Origin of the sequence: Streptomyces amakusaensis (assembly GCF_039532665.1) — a bacterium.
GTDB classification, from domain to species: Bacteria; Actinomycetota; Actinomycetes; order Streptomycetales; family Streptomycetaceae; genus Streptomyces; species Streptomyces amakusaensis.
The window spans coordinates 53,241-67,142 of record NZ_BAAASB010000011.1 but is presented as its reverse complement, the minus strand read 5'-3'; the positions used below and the strand labels follow the sequence as shown (position 1 = coordinate 67,142).

19 protein-coding genes are annotated in these 13,902 nt (G+C 66.5%); 3 read left to right on the top strand and 16 right to left on the bottom strand.

Going from position 1 to position 13,902, the window contains the following annotated elements:
* Window positions 1-108: 108 nt before the first annotated feature.
* The 14 genes from rpsQ to ABD371_RS20150 all read right to left on the bottom strand — a co-directional run bounded on the left by rpsQ (window position 109) and on the right by ABD371_RS20150 (window position 8,612).
* The gene (gene rpsQ, locus ABD371_RS20215; RefSeq protein ID WP_190121698.1) at window positions 109-396 is read right to left on the bottom strand and encodes a 30S ribosomal protein S17; all 288 of its coding nucleotides are present in this window, start codon (window positions 394-396) and stop codon (window positions 109-111) included.
* Window positions 396-620 carry a 50S ribosomal protein L29 gene (gene rpmC, locus ABD371_RS20210; protein WP_323449566.1) on the bottom strand — a complete coding sequence of 75 codons (225 nt, stop codon included), beginning with the start codon at window positions 618-620 and terminating at the stop codon, window positions 396-398. Before rpmC ends, rpsQ begins: the two co-directional genes overlap by 1 nt.
* Window positions 620-1,039 (bottom strand): 50S ribosomal protein L16, encoded by a 420-nt coding sequence (gene rplP, locus ABD371_RS20205; RefSeq protein WP_072485538.1) that lies wholly within the window; start codon window positions 1,037-1,039, stop codon window positions 620-622. Before rplP ends, rpmC begins: the two co-directional genes overlap by 1 nt.
* Before the next feature lie 5 nt (window positions 1,040-1,044).
* Complete coding sequence (gene rpsC, locus ABD371_RS20200; protein WP_190121699.1) at window positions 1,045-1,878, bottom strand: 30S ribosomal protein S3; 834 nt, start codon at window positions 1,876-1,878, stop codon at window positions 1,045-1,047.
* A complete protein-coding gene (gene rplV, locus ABD371_RS20195) occupies window positions 1,878-2,225 on the bottom strand; it encodes a 50S ribosomal protein L22 (RefSeq protein WP_153486751.1) in 348 nt (115 codons plus the stop codon). Before rplV ends, rpsC begins: the two co-directional genes overlap by 1 nt.
* Before the next feature lie 42 nt (window positions 2,226-2,267).
* Complete coding sequence (gene rpsS, locus ABD371_RS20190) at window positions 2,268-2,549, bottom strand: 30S ribosomal protein S19 (protein WP_030351437.1); 282 nt, start codon at window positions 2,547-2,549, stop codon at window positions 2,268-2,270.
* 12 nt (window positions 2,550-2,561) lie between these two features.
* Window positions 2,562-3,398, bottom strand: coding sequence for a 50S ribosomal protein L2 (rplB, locus tag ABD371_RS20185; RefSeq protein ID WP_190121700.1), 837 nt, complete (start codon window positions 3,396-3,398; stop codon window positions 2,562-2,564).
* A 39-nt stretch (window positions 3,399-3,437) separates the two neighbouring features.
* Window positions 3,438-3,758 carry a 50S ribosomal protein L23 gene (gene rplW, locus ABD371_RS20180; protein WP_190121701.1) on the bottom strand — a complete coding sequence of 107 codons (321 nt, stop codon included), beginning with the start codon at window positions 3,756-3,758 and terminating at the stop codon, window positions 3,438-3,440.
* Window positions 3,758-4,408, bottom strand: coding sequence for a 50S ribosomal protein L4 (gene rplD, locus ABD371_RS20175; protein WP_190121702.1), 651 nt, complete (start codon window positions 4,406-4,408; stop codon window positions 3,758-3,760). The genes rplW and rplD overlap by 1 nt, the downstream gene beginning before the upstream one ends.
* A gap of 5 nt (window positions 4,409-4,413) precedes the next feature.
* On the bottom strand, window positions 4,414-5,058 hold the full coding sequence (gene rplC, locus ABD371_RS20170) for a 50S ribosomal protein L3 (RefSeq protein WP_190121703.1): 645 nt from the start codon (window positions 5,056-5,058) through the stop codon (window positions 4,414-4,416).
* A gap of 14 nt (window positions 5,059-5,072) precedes the next feature.
* Window positions 5,073-5,381, bottom strand: a complete 309-nt coding sequence (gene rpsJ, locus ABD371_RS20165) for a 30S ribosomal protein S10 (protein ID WP_003948644.1) — start codon at window positions 5,379-5,381, stop codon at window positions 5,073-5,075.
* 457 nt (window positions 5,382-5,838) lie between these two features.
* Window positions 5,839-6,300 carry a hypothetical protein gene (locus ABD371_RS20160; RefSeq protein WP_344478882.1) on the bottom strand — a complete coding sequence of 154 codons (462 nt, stop codon included), beginning with the start codon at window positions 6,298-6,300 and terminating at the stop codon, window positions 5,839-5,841.
* A 58-nt stretch (window positions 6,301-6,358) separates the two neighbouring features.
* Window positions 6,359-8,146 carry an alpha/beta hydrolase gene (locus ABD371_RS20155; RefSeq protein ID WP_344478880.1) on the bottom strand — a complete coding sequence of 596 codons (1,788 nt, stop codon included), beginning with the start codon at window positions 8,144-8,146 and terminating at the stop codon, window positions 6,359-6,361.
* A 7-nt stretch (window positions 8,147-8,153) separates the two neighbouring features.
* Window positions 8,154-8,612 carry a hypothetical protein gene (locus ABD371_RS20150; protein WP_344478879.1) on the bottom strand — a complete coding sequence of 153 codons (459 nt, stop codon included), beginning with the start codon at window positions 8,610-8,612 and terminating at the stop codon, window positions 8,154-8,156.
* Between the two features lie 516 nt (window positions 8,613-9,128).
* Here ABD371_RS20150 and ABD371_RS20145 point away from each other — a divergent pair.
* From ABD371_RS20145 to ABD371_RS20135, 3 genes are all read left to right on the top strand, one after another.
* Window positions 9,129-10,037: an RpnC/YadD family protein gene (locus tag ABD371_RS20145; protein ID WP_344478877.1), complete on the top strand. Its 909-nt coding sequence runs from the start codon at window positions 9,129-9,131 to the stop codon at window positions 10,035-10,037.
* Between the two features lie 354 nt (window positions 10,038-10,391).
* Window positions 10,392-11,261 carry a helix-turn-helix domain-containing protein gene (locus ABD371_RS20140; protein WP_344478876.1) on the top strand — a complete coding sequence of 290 codons (870 nt, stop codon included), beginning with the start codon at window positions 10,392-10,394 and terminating at the stop codon, window positions 11,259-11,261.
* A 169-nt stretch (window positions 11,262-11,430) separates the two neighbouring features.
* Window positions 11,431-11,847: a hypothetical protein gene (locus tag ABD371_RS20135; RefSeq protein ID WP_344478874.1), complete on the top strand. Its 417-nt coding sequence runs from the start codon at window positions 11,431-11,433 to the stop codon at window positions 11,845-11,847.
* A gap of 29 nt (window positions 11,848-11,876) precedes the next feature.
* Here ABD371_RS20135 and ABD371_RS20130 read toward each other — a convergent pair whose 3' ends face one another.
* Both ABD371_RS20130 and ABD371_RS20125 read right to left on the bottom strand, forming a co-directional pair.
* Window positions 11,877-12,401, bottom strand: coding sequence for a hypothetical protein (locus ABD371_RS20130; RefSeq protein ID WP_344478872.1), 525 nt, complete (start codon window positions 12,399-12,401; stop codon window positions 11,877-11,879).
* Entirely contained in the window at window positions 12,398-13,837 is a 1,440-nt protein-coding gene (locus ABD371_RS20125) for a hypothetical protein (RefSeq protein WP_344478870.1), read from the bottom strand. The genes ABD371_RS20130 and ABD371_RS20125 overlap by 4 nt, the downstream gene beginning before the upstream one ends.
* Window positions 13,838-13,902 lie beyond the last annotated feature (65 nt).

Genomic DNA, 13,902 nt, shown 5'->3' with positions numbered 1-13,902 from the left:
TGTCTGCCGGTTCCCGGCGAGGGGTCCGTCTCCGGAACCCCTCGCCGAGCCTGGCGGAACTGACCCGAGGGGCCCCCGTCGATCACTCGACGGGGCCTCGGGTATGGATTACTTGGCCTTCTCGAGGATCTCGACGACACGCCAGCGCTTGGTGGCGGACAGCGGCCGGGTCTCCATGATGAGGACACGGTCGCCGATGCCGGCGGCGTTCTGCTCGTCGTGCGCCTTGAGCTTGTTCGTACGGCGGATGACCTTGCCGTACAGCGCGTGCTTCACACGGTCCTCGACGGCGACGACGACGGTCTTGTCCATCTTGTCGCTGACGACCAGACCCTCACGGGTCTTACGGAAACCGCGTGCGGCGGTGTTCTCTTCAGTCACGTTGCTCTCGCTCATCAGGCGCTCTCCACCGTCTCGATGCCGAGCTCGCGCTCACGCATCAGGGTGTAGATCCGGGCGATGTCCTTGCGGACGGCCTTCAGCCGGCCGTGGTTCTCGAGCTGCCCGGTCGCCGCCTGGAAGCGGAGGTTGAACAGCTCTTCCTTGGCCTCGCGGAGCTTGTCAACAAGCTCCTCGCTGCCCAGCTCGCGCAGCTCGGACGCCTTGGTTCCGGCCGACATCACGCCTCACCTGCCTCGCGCCGAACGATGCGGCACTTCATCGGAAGCTTGTGAGCAGCGCGGGTGAGCGCCTCACGAGCAATCTTCTCGTTCGGGTAGGAGAGCTCGAACATCACCCGACCGGGCTTGACGTTCGCGATCCACCACTCGGGGGAACCCTTACCGGAACCCATGCGGGTCTCGGCGGGCTTCTTGGTCAGCGGGCGGTCCGGGTAGATGTTGATCCAGACCTTGCCGCCACGCTTGATGTGGCGGGTCATCGCGATACGCGCCGCCTCGATCTGGCGGTTGGTCACGTACGCCGGAGTGAGGGCCTGAATGCCGTACTCGCCGAACGCAACCTGCGTACCACCCTTGGACATACCACTGCGCTTGGGGTGGTGCTGCTTGCGGTGCTTGACCCTACGGGGGATCAGCATGTCGGTCAGGCCTCCGTTCCGGTGCTCTCAGCCGGAGCAGCGGCAGCGGCGTCGGCCTTGGGGGCCTCGGCTGCGGCGTTCTGCTGCGGCTTACGACCGCGACCGCCACGCTCGCCACCGCGGCCACCACGGCCGGCGGGGCGGTCGTTGCCGCCACCACGGGCCGGACGGTTGCCGGCGCGGGCAGCGGCGTTCTCGGCGCGGACCTCGGCGATGTTCTTGACGTCGCCCTTGTAGATCCAGACCTTCACGCCGATACGGCCGAAGGTCGTCTTGGCCTCGAAGAAGCCGTACTCGACGTTCGCGCGGAGCGTGTGCAGCGGCACACGGCCCTCGCGGTAGAACTCCGAGCGGGACATCTCGGCGCCGCCGAGACGGCCACCACACTGGATCTTGATGCCCTTGGCGCCCGCCTTCATCGCCGACTGCATGCTCTTACGCATGGCGCGACGGAAGGAGACACGGGAGGACAGCTGCTCGGCGACGGCCTGGGCCACCAGCTGAGCGTCCACCTCGGGGTTCTTGACCTCGAGGATGTTCAGCTGGACCTGCTTGCCGGTCAGCTTCTCCAGCTTGCCGCGGATCTTGTCGGCCTCGGCGCCACGGCGACCGATGACAATGCCCGGACGAGCGGTGTGGATGTCCACGCGGACGCGGTCACGGGTGCGCTCGATCTCAACCTTCGAGATGCCGGCGCGCTCCATGCCGGACGTCAGCATCCTGCGGATGGCGACGTCTTCCTTGACGTAGTCCTTGTACAGCTTGTCGGCGTACCAGCGGGACTTGAAGTCCGTGGTGATACCGAGCCGGAACCCATGCGGGTTAACCTTCTGGCCCATTACCGGGTTCCTTCCTTGCTGCTGACGACCACGGTGATGTGGCTGGTCCGCTTACGGATCCGGTAGGCGCGACCCTGGGCGCGCGGCCGGAACCGCTTCAGGGTCGGACCCTCATCCACGTACGCCTCGCTGATGATCAGCGTGGAGGCGTCACTGTGGTCGTAGTTGTGCGCGGCGTTGGCAATGGCGCTGTCCAGCACCTTGCCCACCGGCACGCTCGCGGCCTGCGGGGCGAAACGCAGGACCGCCTGAGCCTCCGTGGCATCCATGCCACGGATGAGGTCCACCACGCGGCGGGCCTTCATGGGCGTGACGCGGATGTACCGCGCCTGGGCCCTGGCTTCCATGGTTGTCCCTTCAGTGTCTGTCATGATCGGTCACACCCCGCCTTAGCGGCGCTTCGACTTCCGGTCGTCCTTGACGTGGCCGCGGAAGGTGCGCGTCGGCGAGAACTCGCCGAGCTTGTGGCCGACCATCGACTCGGTGACGAACACCGGGACGTGGATCTTGCCGTTGTGCACCGCGATGGTGTGGCCCAGCATTGCCGGGACGATCATCGAGCGACGGGACCAGGTCTTGATGACGTTCTTGGTGCCTGCTTCGTTCTGTACGTCCACCTTCTTGATCAGGTGGTCGTCGACGAAGGGCCCCTTCTTGAGACTGCGCGGCATCTAAACCCGCTCCTAGCGCTTCTTGTTCGTCTTGCGGCGGCGGACGATGTACTTGCTGCTCGCCTTCTTGGGAGAACGAGTACGACCCTCCTTCTGACCCCACGGGCTGACCGGGTGACGACCACCGGAGGTCTTGCCCTCACCACCACCGTGCGGGTGGTCAACCGGGTTCATCGCGACACCGCGGACGGTCGGGCGAACGCCCTTCCAGCGCAGTCGGCCGGCCTTGCCCCAGTTGATGTTCGACTGCTCGGCGTTGCCGACCTCGCCGATGGTGGCGCGGCAGCGGGCGTCGACCAGGCGAATCTCACCGGACGGCATACGAAGGTGGGCCATCGTGCCCTCCTTCGCCAGCAGCTGCACGGAGGTGCCCGCGGAACGGGCGAACTTCGCGCCGCCGCCGGGCCGCAGCTCGATGGCGTGGATGGTCGTACCGACCGGGATGTTGCGCAGCGCCAGGTTGTTGCCGGGCTTGATGTCAGCACCCGGACCGTTCTCTACGCGGTCACCCTGCGACAGGCCACGCGGGGCGATGATGTAACGCTTCTCGCCGTCCGCGTAGTGCAGCAGCGCGATACGCGCGGTGCGGTTGGGGTCGTACTCGATGTGAGCGACCTTCGCCGGCACGCCGTCCTTGTCGTGACGACGGAAGTCGATCACACGGTAGGCGCGCTTGTGGCCACCGCCCTGGTGGCGGACGGTCACACGACCGGTGTTGTTACGGCCACCCTTGCTGTGCAGAGGGCGGACCAGCGACTTCTCCGGCGTGGACCGCGTGATCTCGACGAAGTCGGCGACGCTGGAGCCACGACGGCCCGGAGTCGTCGGCTTGTACTTGCGGATACCCATTTCTCAGTCCTCGTCCGATATTCGGACCAGGGCGCTCCGTTAGGAGGCCTGGCCGAAGATGTCGATACGGTTGCCCTCGGCAAGGGTCACGATGGCGCGCTTGGTGTTGGCGCGCTTGCCGAAACCGGTGCGGGTGCGCTTGCGCTTGCCCTGCCGGTTGATCGTGTTGACCCCGGTGACCTTGACCGAGAAGACCGCTTCCACGGCCTGCTTGATCTGGGTCTTGTTGGCACGCGGGTCGACGATGAACGTGTACTTGTTCTCGTCGAGCAGCGCGTAGCTCTTCTCGGAAACAACCGGCTTGACGAGGATGTCGTGCGGGTCCGTGAAGGTCTTGGTGGTGACGGTCGCCTCAGCCATCAGGCGTCGCTCCCTTCGGTCTCGTTGGCCTCGGGGCCAGACACGAAGGTCTCGAAGGCGGCCTGAGTGAAGACCACGTCCTCGGAGCGGATCACGTCGTACGTGTTCAGCTGGCCCGGCTCCAGGATGTGCACCTGGGGCAGGTTGCGGGCGGACAGCCACGCGGCCTCGTCGGAACGCTCGACGATCAGGAGCGTGTTCTTGCGCTCCGAGATCTTGCCGATCAGCGTACGGACGGACTTGGTGGAGACGCCGCCCTCGACCACGCCGGTGACGACGTGGATGCGGGAGTTGCGTGCCCGGTCGGTGAGGGCACCGCGCAGGGCGGCGGCCTTCATCTTCTTCGGGGTCCGCTGCGAGTAGTCGCGCGGCGTGGGGCCGTGCACGACGCCACCGCCGGCGAACTGCGGGGCGCGGGTCGAACCCTGACGGGCGCGGCCGGTGCCCTTCTGGCGGTAAGGCTTCTTGCCACCACCGCGGACCTCGCCACGACGCTTGACCTTGTGCGTGCCCTGACGGGCAGCGGCCAGCTGCGCGACGACGACCTGGTGGATCAGCGGGATGCTGACCTTGGCGTCGAAGATCTCGGCCGGGAGCTCAACGGTCCCGGTCTTGTCGCCCGCGGGCGACAGAATGTCAATGGTGCTCATAGTCCTCAGGCCCCCTTGGCCGCAGTGCGGACCAGGACCAGTCCGCCGTTGGGACCAGGAACCGCGCCCTTGATGAGGAGCAGGCCCTTCTCCGCGTCAACGGCGTGGATGGTCAGGTTCTGGGTGGTGACCCGCTCGTTGCCCATGCGGCCCGCCATGCGCATGCCCTTGAACACACGACCCGGGGTGGCGCAGCCACCGATGGAGCCGGGCGAACGGTGCTTGCGCTGGGTGCCGTGACCGGCGCCGAGGCCCTTGAAGTTGTGACGCTTCATGACACCGGCGAAGCCCTTGCCCTTGCTCTTGCCCGTGACGTCAACCTTGACGCCGGACTCGAACACGGCCGCGGTGATCTCCTGGCCGAGCGTGTACTCGCTGGCGTCGGAGGTGCGGAGCTCCACCAGGTGGCGGCGGGGGGTCACGTCGGCCTTGGCGAAGTGACCCTTGAGGGGCTTGTTCACCTTGCGAGGGTCGATCTCGCCGAAGGCGATCTGGACCGACTCGTAGCCGTCGGAGTCATTCGTACGGACCTGGGTAACGACGCAGGGCCCAGCCTTGACGACAGTGACCGGGACGACACGGTTGTTCTCGTCCCAGACCTGGGTCATGCCGAGCTTCTCGCCCAGGACGCCCTTGATCTGCTTTGCCATCTCTTCCGTGCCTCTCAGAGCTTGATCTCGATGTCAACGCCGGCCGGAAGGTCCAGGCGCATCAGCGAGTCAACGGTCTTGGGCGTCGGGTCGAGGATGTCGATCAGGCGCTTGTGCGTGCGCATCTCGAAGTGCTCGCGCGAGTCCTTGTACTTGTGCGGAGACTTGATGACGCAGTACACGTTCTTCTCAGTGGGAAGCGGCACCGGGCCTGCGACCGACGCACCAGTGCGAGTCACCGTCTCGACGATCTTCTTCGCCGAAGAGTCGATGACCTCGTGGTCGTAGGCCTTGAGCCGGATGCGGATCTTCTGTCCCGCCATGGCTACTTCGTAGTCCTGTCTGTTTGTGGAAACGCTCTGGTCACTTGGCGAGTACCGCACTCTTGTCCGACCCACGCGGTCGGGCGTGTCGCACTCCCTCTACGCAGAAATCCCGAAGGATTTCCCAACCAAGGGGGTGCGGGCCCAGCCCGCGCATCGAGGGAAGAGCTCCCGCCGAGTGCCTGGCCGGCACCCCACTGACACTTCCCGGAAGATTCCCGTACGTCCGCCCCAGCGCTGCCCGGGGGCAGATGGCGCGACGAGTACTGTGGGACTCGCTTCCGGTCCTCCCGGCGGGAGGCGTGCAGCATTGGCACTCAACCGAGCAACCCCGACAGTCTGCCATACCGGGCACCGACCTGGCCAATCGAGCCGTAGAGAGTACCCCAGCTCACCGAGCGCTACGCCCCTGGGACACCCCGAAGGCGATCAGGGACGCAGCCTGGGCGGTGAGGCCTCAGAAGTGCTCGACCCGCTGCCCGTCCGGAACCTGGTAGCAGCCGGAGACGACGGTCACAGAGAGGTTCTGCGGGGTGCCCTTCGCCTTGTGGACGATGTTCACGCTGAACTTCCGCTCGTCGTTGTCAGCGGTCAGGTTCAGATTCTTGTTCTGACTGGAGTCCGGGCCGTACTCGACGATCTTCCAGCCGCGCCCGGGAAGCTCGGCCTTGAGTCGCTCCATGACCTCCGCGAGCTGATCGCCCGAGGCCGGAACGAAGCTCCAGGGGTGATACATCGTGAAGTATTTTTCCCGGTCCTTCCCATCCCCGCACTCGCTGACCCCGGGGCCGGGCTCGGACGACTCCCCCTTGATCCCGATGAGGTCAAGAAGTTCGCTGGAGATCTGCTTCGTGGCGCTGGTGGCCTCCTGAACGCTCTTCGTGCCCGCCGAAGGGACGGAATTACCTGAATCACCCATACCGCACCCCGTGATCAAGGCGAGCGCCAGCCCGAGGGGCAGAGCCGCGGCCAATTGCTTAATCTTCAATTTTCACATCCCCGTATTGCCCCACCACTACCGATGCTTGGTTCTGCAAGCTGGTGGTATTGGGTTCCCAGTAGTCGCTGTGCCCCGAGGTGCCCGTGACCATCTGGTTCGCGCCGAACGCCGCATCACTCGGAATGATCATCACGCCGCCGCCCATGCTCCACTCATTACCGCTGTGCGCAGCACGGCCGAAGTCCGGAACCACGTCCCAGGCCGCCTCCTGGTTCCAGACGTGTCCCTGGGGCACGTCCATTCGCCCGGCGGAACCGACCTGGACACCCGGGCTGCCCGCGAAGATCACATCATCCGCGTTCAGATCGCCCTGCCGGGCGGCGGAGCCAATGAGCGTCGAGCCGTACGAGTGGCCGATGGCAGTGGTGTGGCTCGGCGTGTCGACGGCCCGGGAGGCGTCCAGCCCGTCGAGGAACCGGTTGTACGCCGGTGCCCCCTCGTCGGCATAGTGACTGAACGCCGCGTCCTTGGCGATGCTCTGAGGCGCGTCGTAGCCGAGCCAGGTGATCGTGGAGACCGAACCGGCCCCGACGGCCCTGTCAGCGTCCCGCCAGAGGTTGGTCATGCGGTTGATGTCTCCGCCGATACTCCCGAGATTGGTGGTCGTACCAGGAACGTAGACCGCCGTGTGATCGGCCGTATCGGGATTGCCGTTGGCAATGATCGCCCGGCCGGTTCCCTCGGCGCTGAACCCGAGCAGATACGCCTCCGGCAGCCCTTCAGCCCCTGTTTTGGCGAACCGCTCCTCAATGCTCTGCATGCCCTTGAGCGAATGAGTGAGACGTTCGTAGTCCTCGCCGTATTTCTGCAGCCACTCCTTGTACTCGACCGTGGGCACTCTGTGGCCGGCCTTACCGTGCGCGAGCGTGACGTACTTGTTCGTCGGTGGCGGCGGCAGCAGGTCGAGCGCCGCCTGGTACTGCCCCTGCTTCTGCGCGAGGACCGTACGGTTCGCCTCGTCCCGCACCCCGGCAGGGAGGCCGTCGAGGGCTCCGACGCTCGCCGGGTTCATGGTGATGTGGGCGTCGCGCTCCTCGTCGGAGAGGCTCTTCCACCACTGGGCGTTCTCGGCGGGCGACGCGTCCTTCGGCGGCCCGGCGATCGTGTCGAGGTACCGGTCGGCGGCTCCCCGCGCCCCGCTCGCGTCGGAGCCGGTGTCCGCCCAGTCACGGGCGGAGACGGTGAGGTCGTCGTCCGCCCTCAGGGAGCGCAGCTGCGGCGCCCATTTCTCGTCGGCGGCCGTGGCCTCCGCCAGCGCGGTGGAGATCCGGTCGGCGATGCCCTGGGCGCGGGCCGCGTACGGGTTCGGGCTCAGATTCGCGGCCTGACGGCCGACTGCCTGGGCCTGTGGGGTGCTGTAGCCCCCGGTGGAGCCTCCGTCGGGGATCGCGCCGTCGACCTTGTCCGGACCGGCCGGGTAGGTCACCGTCCCGTCCGGGTTCACGGTCATCCGATCCGCCTGGGCGTCGGCGATGGCGGCCTCCAGCTTCCGCTTGGCGGCGGCCATGTCGAAGGCGAAGCCGTTCAGGGCCGTACTGATCACACCGCACTCGGTGTGGGTGTACTGAAAATTCGCGCCCAGCTCCTGAAGCTCGACATGGGCCGCGTCCGCCGCCGCGCCTTCGACGGAGTTCCGCATCCCTGCGGCGACGCTGGTCTCCAGCCGGTCCTTGGCCGTCCGGGCCATGTCCGCGAGGGCCCGGTATCCGTCGGCCGCGCTCTCGTACTCGGCCGGCTTCAGTTCCTTGAGGGTTTTGAGGTCCACTCCCCCGTCACCGGCCCTGCGGTGCGCCGCCGCCGACGGCCGCCGTGTCCGCGTACGCCGACTTCACCCTGTCGAACTCGCCCTTCACGGCCTCATCGGTCCTGAGCTGGTCGTGCCCCACCTGCTCCATGATCTTCTGGAGGCTCCCGCACCGCTTGCCGACGTCCTCCGCGTACCGCTTCCACGAGACGTACAGCTCCTTCTGCGCCGCAGCGCTGAGGCACCCCTCGCCCTCACCGAGCCCCGCCTGCCCGTCCGCCAGCTTCCCGAGCGCGGTGCCGAGGGGCCCGCGCAGCGACCCCACTCCCTCGCCGGCGGATAACCACGCCTTCTTGCTGGATTTCAGCCCGCCCGTCCCCGCTCCGGCGGACGACCCCGTCTCGGCGGACAGCTGATTCAACTGTGTTCCGCCAGACTGCCGTTCGGCCACTCCGGCCTTGATCTGCTCCCACTCGTCCCACGCCATGAACCGCGTACTCCCCCTCATCCCCGTTCAAACCACTTCGGACCCTATCCGCGACGGCGGAGCAGTCGACCGAAGGGCGGTAACCATGGCCTATGCACGGGGTATTGGCGGCCGAATCACAGCCGTGCCGGTTCCGGCGGCACGTGACCTTCTCCACCTCGCCGCCCGGCCTCACTCGCACGGGTGAATATGGCCAACTTGACTGGTAATAGGAGGGGTTGGGTGCCCTACGCTCGCGGCACGACCTGATCGCAGACATGCGACGGCCCCCGCCGGGACGGCAATCCCACCGCGAGGGCCTGACCACCGGGAAGTAGGAGCTTCCTCGCTGGACAGCCGTCAGCCTAGCGCCCCCACGCACCCTCCGTCCGGCTTCACGGACCCGGTGCCTCGCCCTACCCGCGACACGCGGCGCTGACACCACTCGTACGGCGTCACTCACGCCGACTCGTCCGCATCACGCGCTCACGGTCGCCGGCGTCCGCCGGCCCACTGCTCCCGCTACCCAGGAATCTCATGGTCAGCTCACCGCACGAGGCGATGCACCGCATCTTCCAGGAGTACCCGGAACTGTTCACCGGGGTCTCCCAGGTGCTCGGCCTCAACTTTCCCCCGCCCGTCTCGGCGACCGTTCTGCCGACCGACCTCACCGAGTCCCGGCCCGTCGAACGGCGTGTCGACACCCTGCTGAGGTTCGACACGGAAGACGGCCGCGCATTTCTTCTCGCCGTGGAGGCCCAAGGCAAGAAGGACCCCGACAAGCCGGGCAGCTGGGCCTACTACCTCTCGTACCTGTACACGAAGTACCAGGTCCCGCCCCTGCTCCTGGTCGTCTGCCAGGACCGCGCCACCGCCGAATGGGCCGCCCGCCCGGTCACCATTGGCCCGGCCGAGTGGCCCGCGCTCACCCTGCGCCCTCTGGTGGTGGGCCCGCACAACATGCCCTTGATCACCAATGCGGCCGAGGCCCGCAAGGACCTGGCACTCGCCACTCTGGCGGCGATTACACACGCCGCCGAACCGGAGGCCGGTGCCATACTCAAAGCGATGTCCACCGCTCTGCGGGACGTGCCGGAAACCATCGCCAACCCCATCGTCGAACTCATCGCTCAAGGCCTGGGCAAGCGCCCGGTCGCACAACAGTGGAGGAATCTGGTGGCCGTGGACCTTTCGTTCTACACATCTCCCATGTCTGAAGAACTCCGAGCCGAAGGTGAGGTCCGGGGTGAAGCCCGGGGTGAAGCCCGGGGTGAAGCCCGGGGCCGGGCAGAGGACATCCTGCTCCTGCTGAAACTGCGCGACCTCGCCGTGTCCGACGAGGTCCGCGAGCGCATCACGGAGTGCACCGACCCTGAACTCCTGCGCGCCTGGCTCGCTCGCATCCTGACCGCGACGACCGCCGAAGAGATCTTCGAAGAGGCGTAGCCCACCGCTGCCCGAGGGGCATCCCCGCACTGTCTGCGGGGATGCCCCTCGGGCTGCCTGCGTTCCGGTCCACACCCGGCCCACCGACCGAAGCACGGCCGTGCGGGTTCCGGTGGTACGAGCGGTCTCCTCCAGGAAAGAAACGGGAGGAAAGAACCTCGCCAAACCCCACCTTTACCGCCCCACCGCTCCGGCCTCACCCGCACGGGTGAACATGCTCAACTGGGCTGGTAATGAGCGGGGTTGAGTGCCCTAGGCTCACGGCACAACCCGATCGCAGACATGCGTCGGCCCCCGCCGGGAGGGCAATCCCAGTGCGAGGGCCTGACCATCGAGGAAGTAAGGCTCTTCCCGTTGGATACCGAGCAGCTTAGCGCCCCCACGCGTCCCCCGTCCGGCGATACCCGTGACACGCGACGCCCACACCACTCGTACGGCGTCACTCACGCCAACTCCCGCCACACCACCCGCTTCACGGTCATCGGCAACCACCTCGCCCAGCACCCCGAGCTGTCCCTGCTGGCGATCGGTCTGGCCGTGCATATCCAGTCCCTGCCGACCGGGGCCCGGGTCGACATCAAGACCCTCGCCGCCCGCTTCACCGAGGGCGCGAGCCGTATATCCGCCGCCCTGCGCGAGCTGGAGGCCTTCGGCTATCTGCGGCGCACCCGCGAGCGGATCCCCGACGGTCGGATCGTCACCCGCACCGTCTCCTGCAACCAGCCGGGACGCCCGCCGCGACCGGAAGCCCCCGCCTCCTGCCCGCCGCCGGCCTCCGCGCCGGCCGAGCCCCAGCGCGCGCCCCGCCGGGAGCCCCGCCGCGAGCCGGCCCCTCTCCTCGTACCCCAGCCGGGTTTCCCCTCCCCCGCGCTCCTCCAGCAGGCCACCGACCTCCTCACCGGTCTGCACCGCACCGACCCACGACTGCTGCTCTCCGCCCGGGACGCCGCCCAGCTGACCCCCGGCGTCGCCACCTGGCTGGAGCGCGACACCACCCCCGCCGCCATCCACCACGCCCTCACCGCCAACCTCCCCCCAACCCCCCTCCACCGCCCCTCCGCCCTCCTCGCCCACCGCCTCACCACCCAACTCCCACCCCCGCCGCCCTTCCGCCCCCTCGCCGAGCGGCACCCGCTCCAGAACTGCGACAGCTGCGACCGGGCCTTCCGCGCCTCCGAGCCCGGCGCGTGCGGCGGCTGCCGAGCCACTGTTCTCACGACCTAGGAACCGACCGTGGACCTCTCGCCCCTCATCCCCGAAGAAATCCGCGTCAGGGCCTACGCCCTCGAGTCCCTGGGCACCTGGATCGCCCGGGTCATGACCGCGTCGACCGCTGACGAGGTCACACAAAACCCCCTACACCCAGGGCAAAGCCACATGACAGGCTGACTCAATGATCAGCAACCATCTCCACCTGGCCGCATTCCCCGAGCCGATCCCCGAAGCCGAAGCCCACATCTACTGGCGCATGAAGGATCTGCCCACCCCGATCCTCGACAGAGCGCTGGAGCACGCCACCCACCTGTACATCGGCTCCTGGCAGGACCTCCACTGGCAGGACGGAGCCGAGCCAGGCCTCTGCCCCGCCCTGCGGGTCTTCTCGCGGATGTTCTACCGAGGCACCATCGACGACTGGAAAGTCCCGATCCTCAACGAGCCACTCCGGGATGAGCTGCTCGCCTTCTACCAGCCCCGACCGGGGGACCTCCCCGCAGAAGTCGCCGACACGGAGAAGCTGGCCGCGTTCCTCACAGCCCACCTCGGCTGGAGCCTGCTCTGCGAGGAACCGCCGTCGGCCCAAGCCGATTGACTGGGCCGGCCGACCATGCCAGATACGATTCAGTACGCGGTCAGATAGACACGGGCACGACCATCGGCACGGTCCTCAATATGCATTTCGATACCTTGAATGTGACTACGCCGCTTATCGCCGACGCACGGCGGGCAGACACTCGTCGACCGAACATCCGGGATCTCATGGGGCAGGTCGAGATCAAGATGCGCGAAACCATCGTCACTGAGAGAGGATGAGAAGTTCTTGGCCTCCAGGGGATGCTCCGGTCGAAGGTCGTCAGCCACCGCTTCGGCGGCCTTCTCATCCGTGAGGAACGACAGTAGATAAACCCGCTCCTGCGGCTGCACCCGCACCGCGCCTTTCACCTCCACCGCCCCCTTCGGCACCTGAACCCGCATGAATTTGACAGCCTGCGAAGCTCCCGCACCTTTCTCCCAGTAGGGGAAAGATTCCCTGCGGACTTCCCGCTTCCCGTCAGCGGATGCACAGCCTGCGAGCAGCAATGCCGCGACACTGGCGGCCAATACACGTACCGCGTAACGTCCCCACGAGTGCTGCATGCGCTTCATCGGTTCTTCTCCTCGCCACGGGACACATCCGCCTGGGTGCCCTCGCGTCCCGGCTCCTGCGGCGCGAGGGCAGGAGGCGCAGAGGCATTGAGGTCGTAGGCGTAGAAGGAACTACTGCCACGCATGTCAAACTCCTGAGCAATGCCCGTTTTATGCAAGCGTCCCATATCCTCATCTCGAATGTCGAGACCTCCAGGAAGTTCCGTAGACTTCCCGACATCCCAGTTGTAACGGTCCCAAACATTAACCTGATATTCGAGCGAAACTTTAGGCTTGCCATCCTCGCCAGGACTCACGCAGACCAGGCCGGATACGTTCTGCGAATGAGATCCTACTGCATGAAACCATTCACCTTCCCGAAAAGTTCGATCTAATTTATCGCTCTCGACCGGCATGACCACGGTCTTGTCACCTCCAGCTTTATGGAACTCATCCAAAGCATTTCGATGCCAGGATTCTTGATTGTGTCCCAGATGCAACTCTTCGACTTGCGACCGAAATGTTTCGTCGTCATGCAGAATTCGATCCACGTCGAGGTTCAAAGGATCCCCTGTGCCGTCGAGGTAGTGCAGCATATTCCGCGATGCCCCTACCTGCCCTGCAACATCCCCAGCGGTCGCGATCCCCAATGCCTGCGCATGCAGCCAAACATCCCTCGGTGTCGGCTTCTCCACGCCGAAAGCTCCCGACCCTTCGTCAGGAGACCTCCATTTCAGAGTCGGGTCCATGATTCCCGCAGCCCGCAGCTCATCCCCCCTCTCCTGAAGCAGCACCCCCCGGGTCACCGGGTCAAGACTGCGCCACCACTCCGGAACCTGCTTCCTGTCCTCCGGCATGTTCGCCGCCCTGCCCGCCGCCTCCAAAGAGGGATAAGGGCTGGCCCCGGCTTCCCGGTTGAAGCCGTTCAAGGTGCCGTCGAGACGATCGGAGTCGCGGACGGCGGCTTCGAGCATCACGCGGAGGCCGTCGTCGGCGACGGTGACGGATTGGACCGCTTGGCGGATGTGGGCGGACCATTCGGCCGCGAGGGCGCGGGCGTCCTCCTGGTAGTTCCCGTCGTGGACGTAGGCGGTGCGCTCGGCCTGGCTGAGGCGCTCGGTGTCGAAGGAGACGACGCCCTGGTCGGAGACGCGCATGCCGGCTTTGACGGCGTCGTCCCGGGCGGCCTCGACCCGGCCCCGGAGGTCGACGAGCTGGGTGTGGGCATCACGCAGGATGCCGGCGACCGCTTTCGCCTCCTTCTGCGCGCCCTGGAACTCCTTGAGCGTCACGGTGAACTTCTCGTTCGCGGCCTGGGCGCTCAGCCCCTCCCAGGACCGGTCCAGCGTGATCCCGTGGACCTCCCGCTCGTACATCCCTTCCAGCACCTTGAACCTGCCGGCCATCTCCTCCCACTTGGCAGCCGCGGCGGTGAGCTTGGACAGGTCGGTGGTCATCACTTCGTGGTACGTCGGCACTCATCCCCCATGGAGCCGTTGGGCCAGTTCAACCAGTTCGATCA

What these genes read in the sequence shown, in the direction of transcription:
- rpmC (WP_323449566.1), bottom strand. Translation starts at nt 620, where the DNA reads ATGTCGGCCGGAACCAAGGCGTCCGAGCTGCGCGAGCTGGGCAGCGAG.
- rplW (WP_190121701.1), bottom strand. Translation starts at nt 3,758, where the DNA reads ATGGCTGAGGCGACCGTCACCACCAAGACCTTCACGGACCCGCACGAC.
- ABD371_RS20130 (WP_344478872.1), bottom strand. Translation starts at nt 12,401, where the DNA reads ATGAAGCGCATGCAGCACTCGTGGGGACGTTACGCGGTACGTGTATTG.
- rplP (WP_072485538.1), bottom strand. Translation starts at nt 1,039, where the DNA reads ATGCTGATCCCCCGTAGGGTCAAGCACCGCAAGCAGCACCACCCCAAG.
- ABD371_RS20160 (WP_344478882.1), bottom strand. Translation starts at nt 6,300, where the DNA reads ATGGGTGATTCAGGTAATTCCGTCCCTTCGGCGGGCACGAAGAGCGTT.
- ABD371_RS20150 (WP_344478879.1), bottom strand. Translation starts at nt 8,612, where the DNA reads ATGGCGTGGGACGAGTGGGAGCAGATCAAGGCCGGAGTGGCCGAACGG.
- rplV (WP_153486751.1), bottom strand. Translation starts at nt 2,225, where the DNA reads ATGGAAGCCAGGGCCCAGGCGCGGTACATCCGCGTCACGCCCATGAAG.
- ABD371_RS20145 (WP_344478877.1), top strand. Translation starts at nt 9,129, where the DNA reads ATGGTCAGCTCACCGCACGAGGCGATGCACCGCATCTTCCAGGAGTAC.
- rplC (WP_190121703.1), bottom strand. Translation starts at nt 5,058, where the DNA reads ATGGCAAAGCAGATCAAGGGCGTCCTGGGCGAGAAGCTCGGCATGACC.
- rplD (WP_190121702.1), bottom strand. Translation starts at nt 4,408, where the DNA reads ATGAGCACCATTGACATTCTGTCGCCCGCGGGCGACAAGACCGGGACC.
- rpsJ (WP_003948644.1), bottom strand. Translation starts at nt 5,381, where the DNA reads ATGGCGGGACAGAAGATCCGCATCCGGCTCAAGGCCTACGACCACGAG.
- rplB (WP_190121700.1), bottom strand. Translation starts at nt 3,398, where the DNA reads ATGGGTATCCGCAAGTACAAGCCGACGACTCCGGGCCGTCGTGGCTCC.
- ABD371_RS20135 (WP_344478874.1), top strand. Translation starts at nt 11,431, where the DNA reads ATGATCAGCAACCATCTCCACCTGGCCGCATTCCCCGAGCCGATCCCC.
- rpsS (WP_030351437.1), bottom strand. Translation starts at nt 2,549, where the DNA reads ATGCCGCGCAGTCTCAAGAAGGGGCCCTTCGTCGACGACCACCTGATC.
- ABD371_RS20125 (WP_344478870.1), bottom strand. Translation starts at nt 13,837, where the DNA reads ATGACCACCGACCTGTCCAAGCTCACCGCCGCGGCTGCCAAGTGGGAG.
- rpsQ (WP_190121698.1), bottom strand. Translation starts at nt 396, where the DNA reads ATGAGCGAGAGCAACGTGACTGAAGAGAACACCGCCGCACGCGGTTTC.
- rpsC (WP_190121699.1), bottom strand. Translation starts at nt 1,878, where the DNA reads ATGGGCCAGAAGGTTAACCCGCATGGGTTCCGGCTCGGTATCACCACG.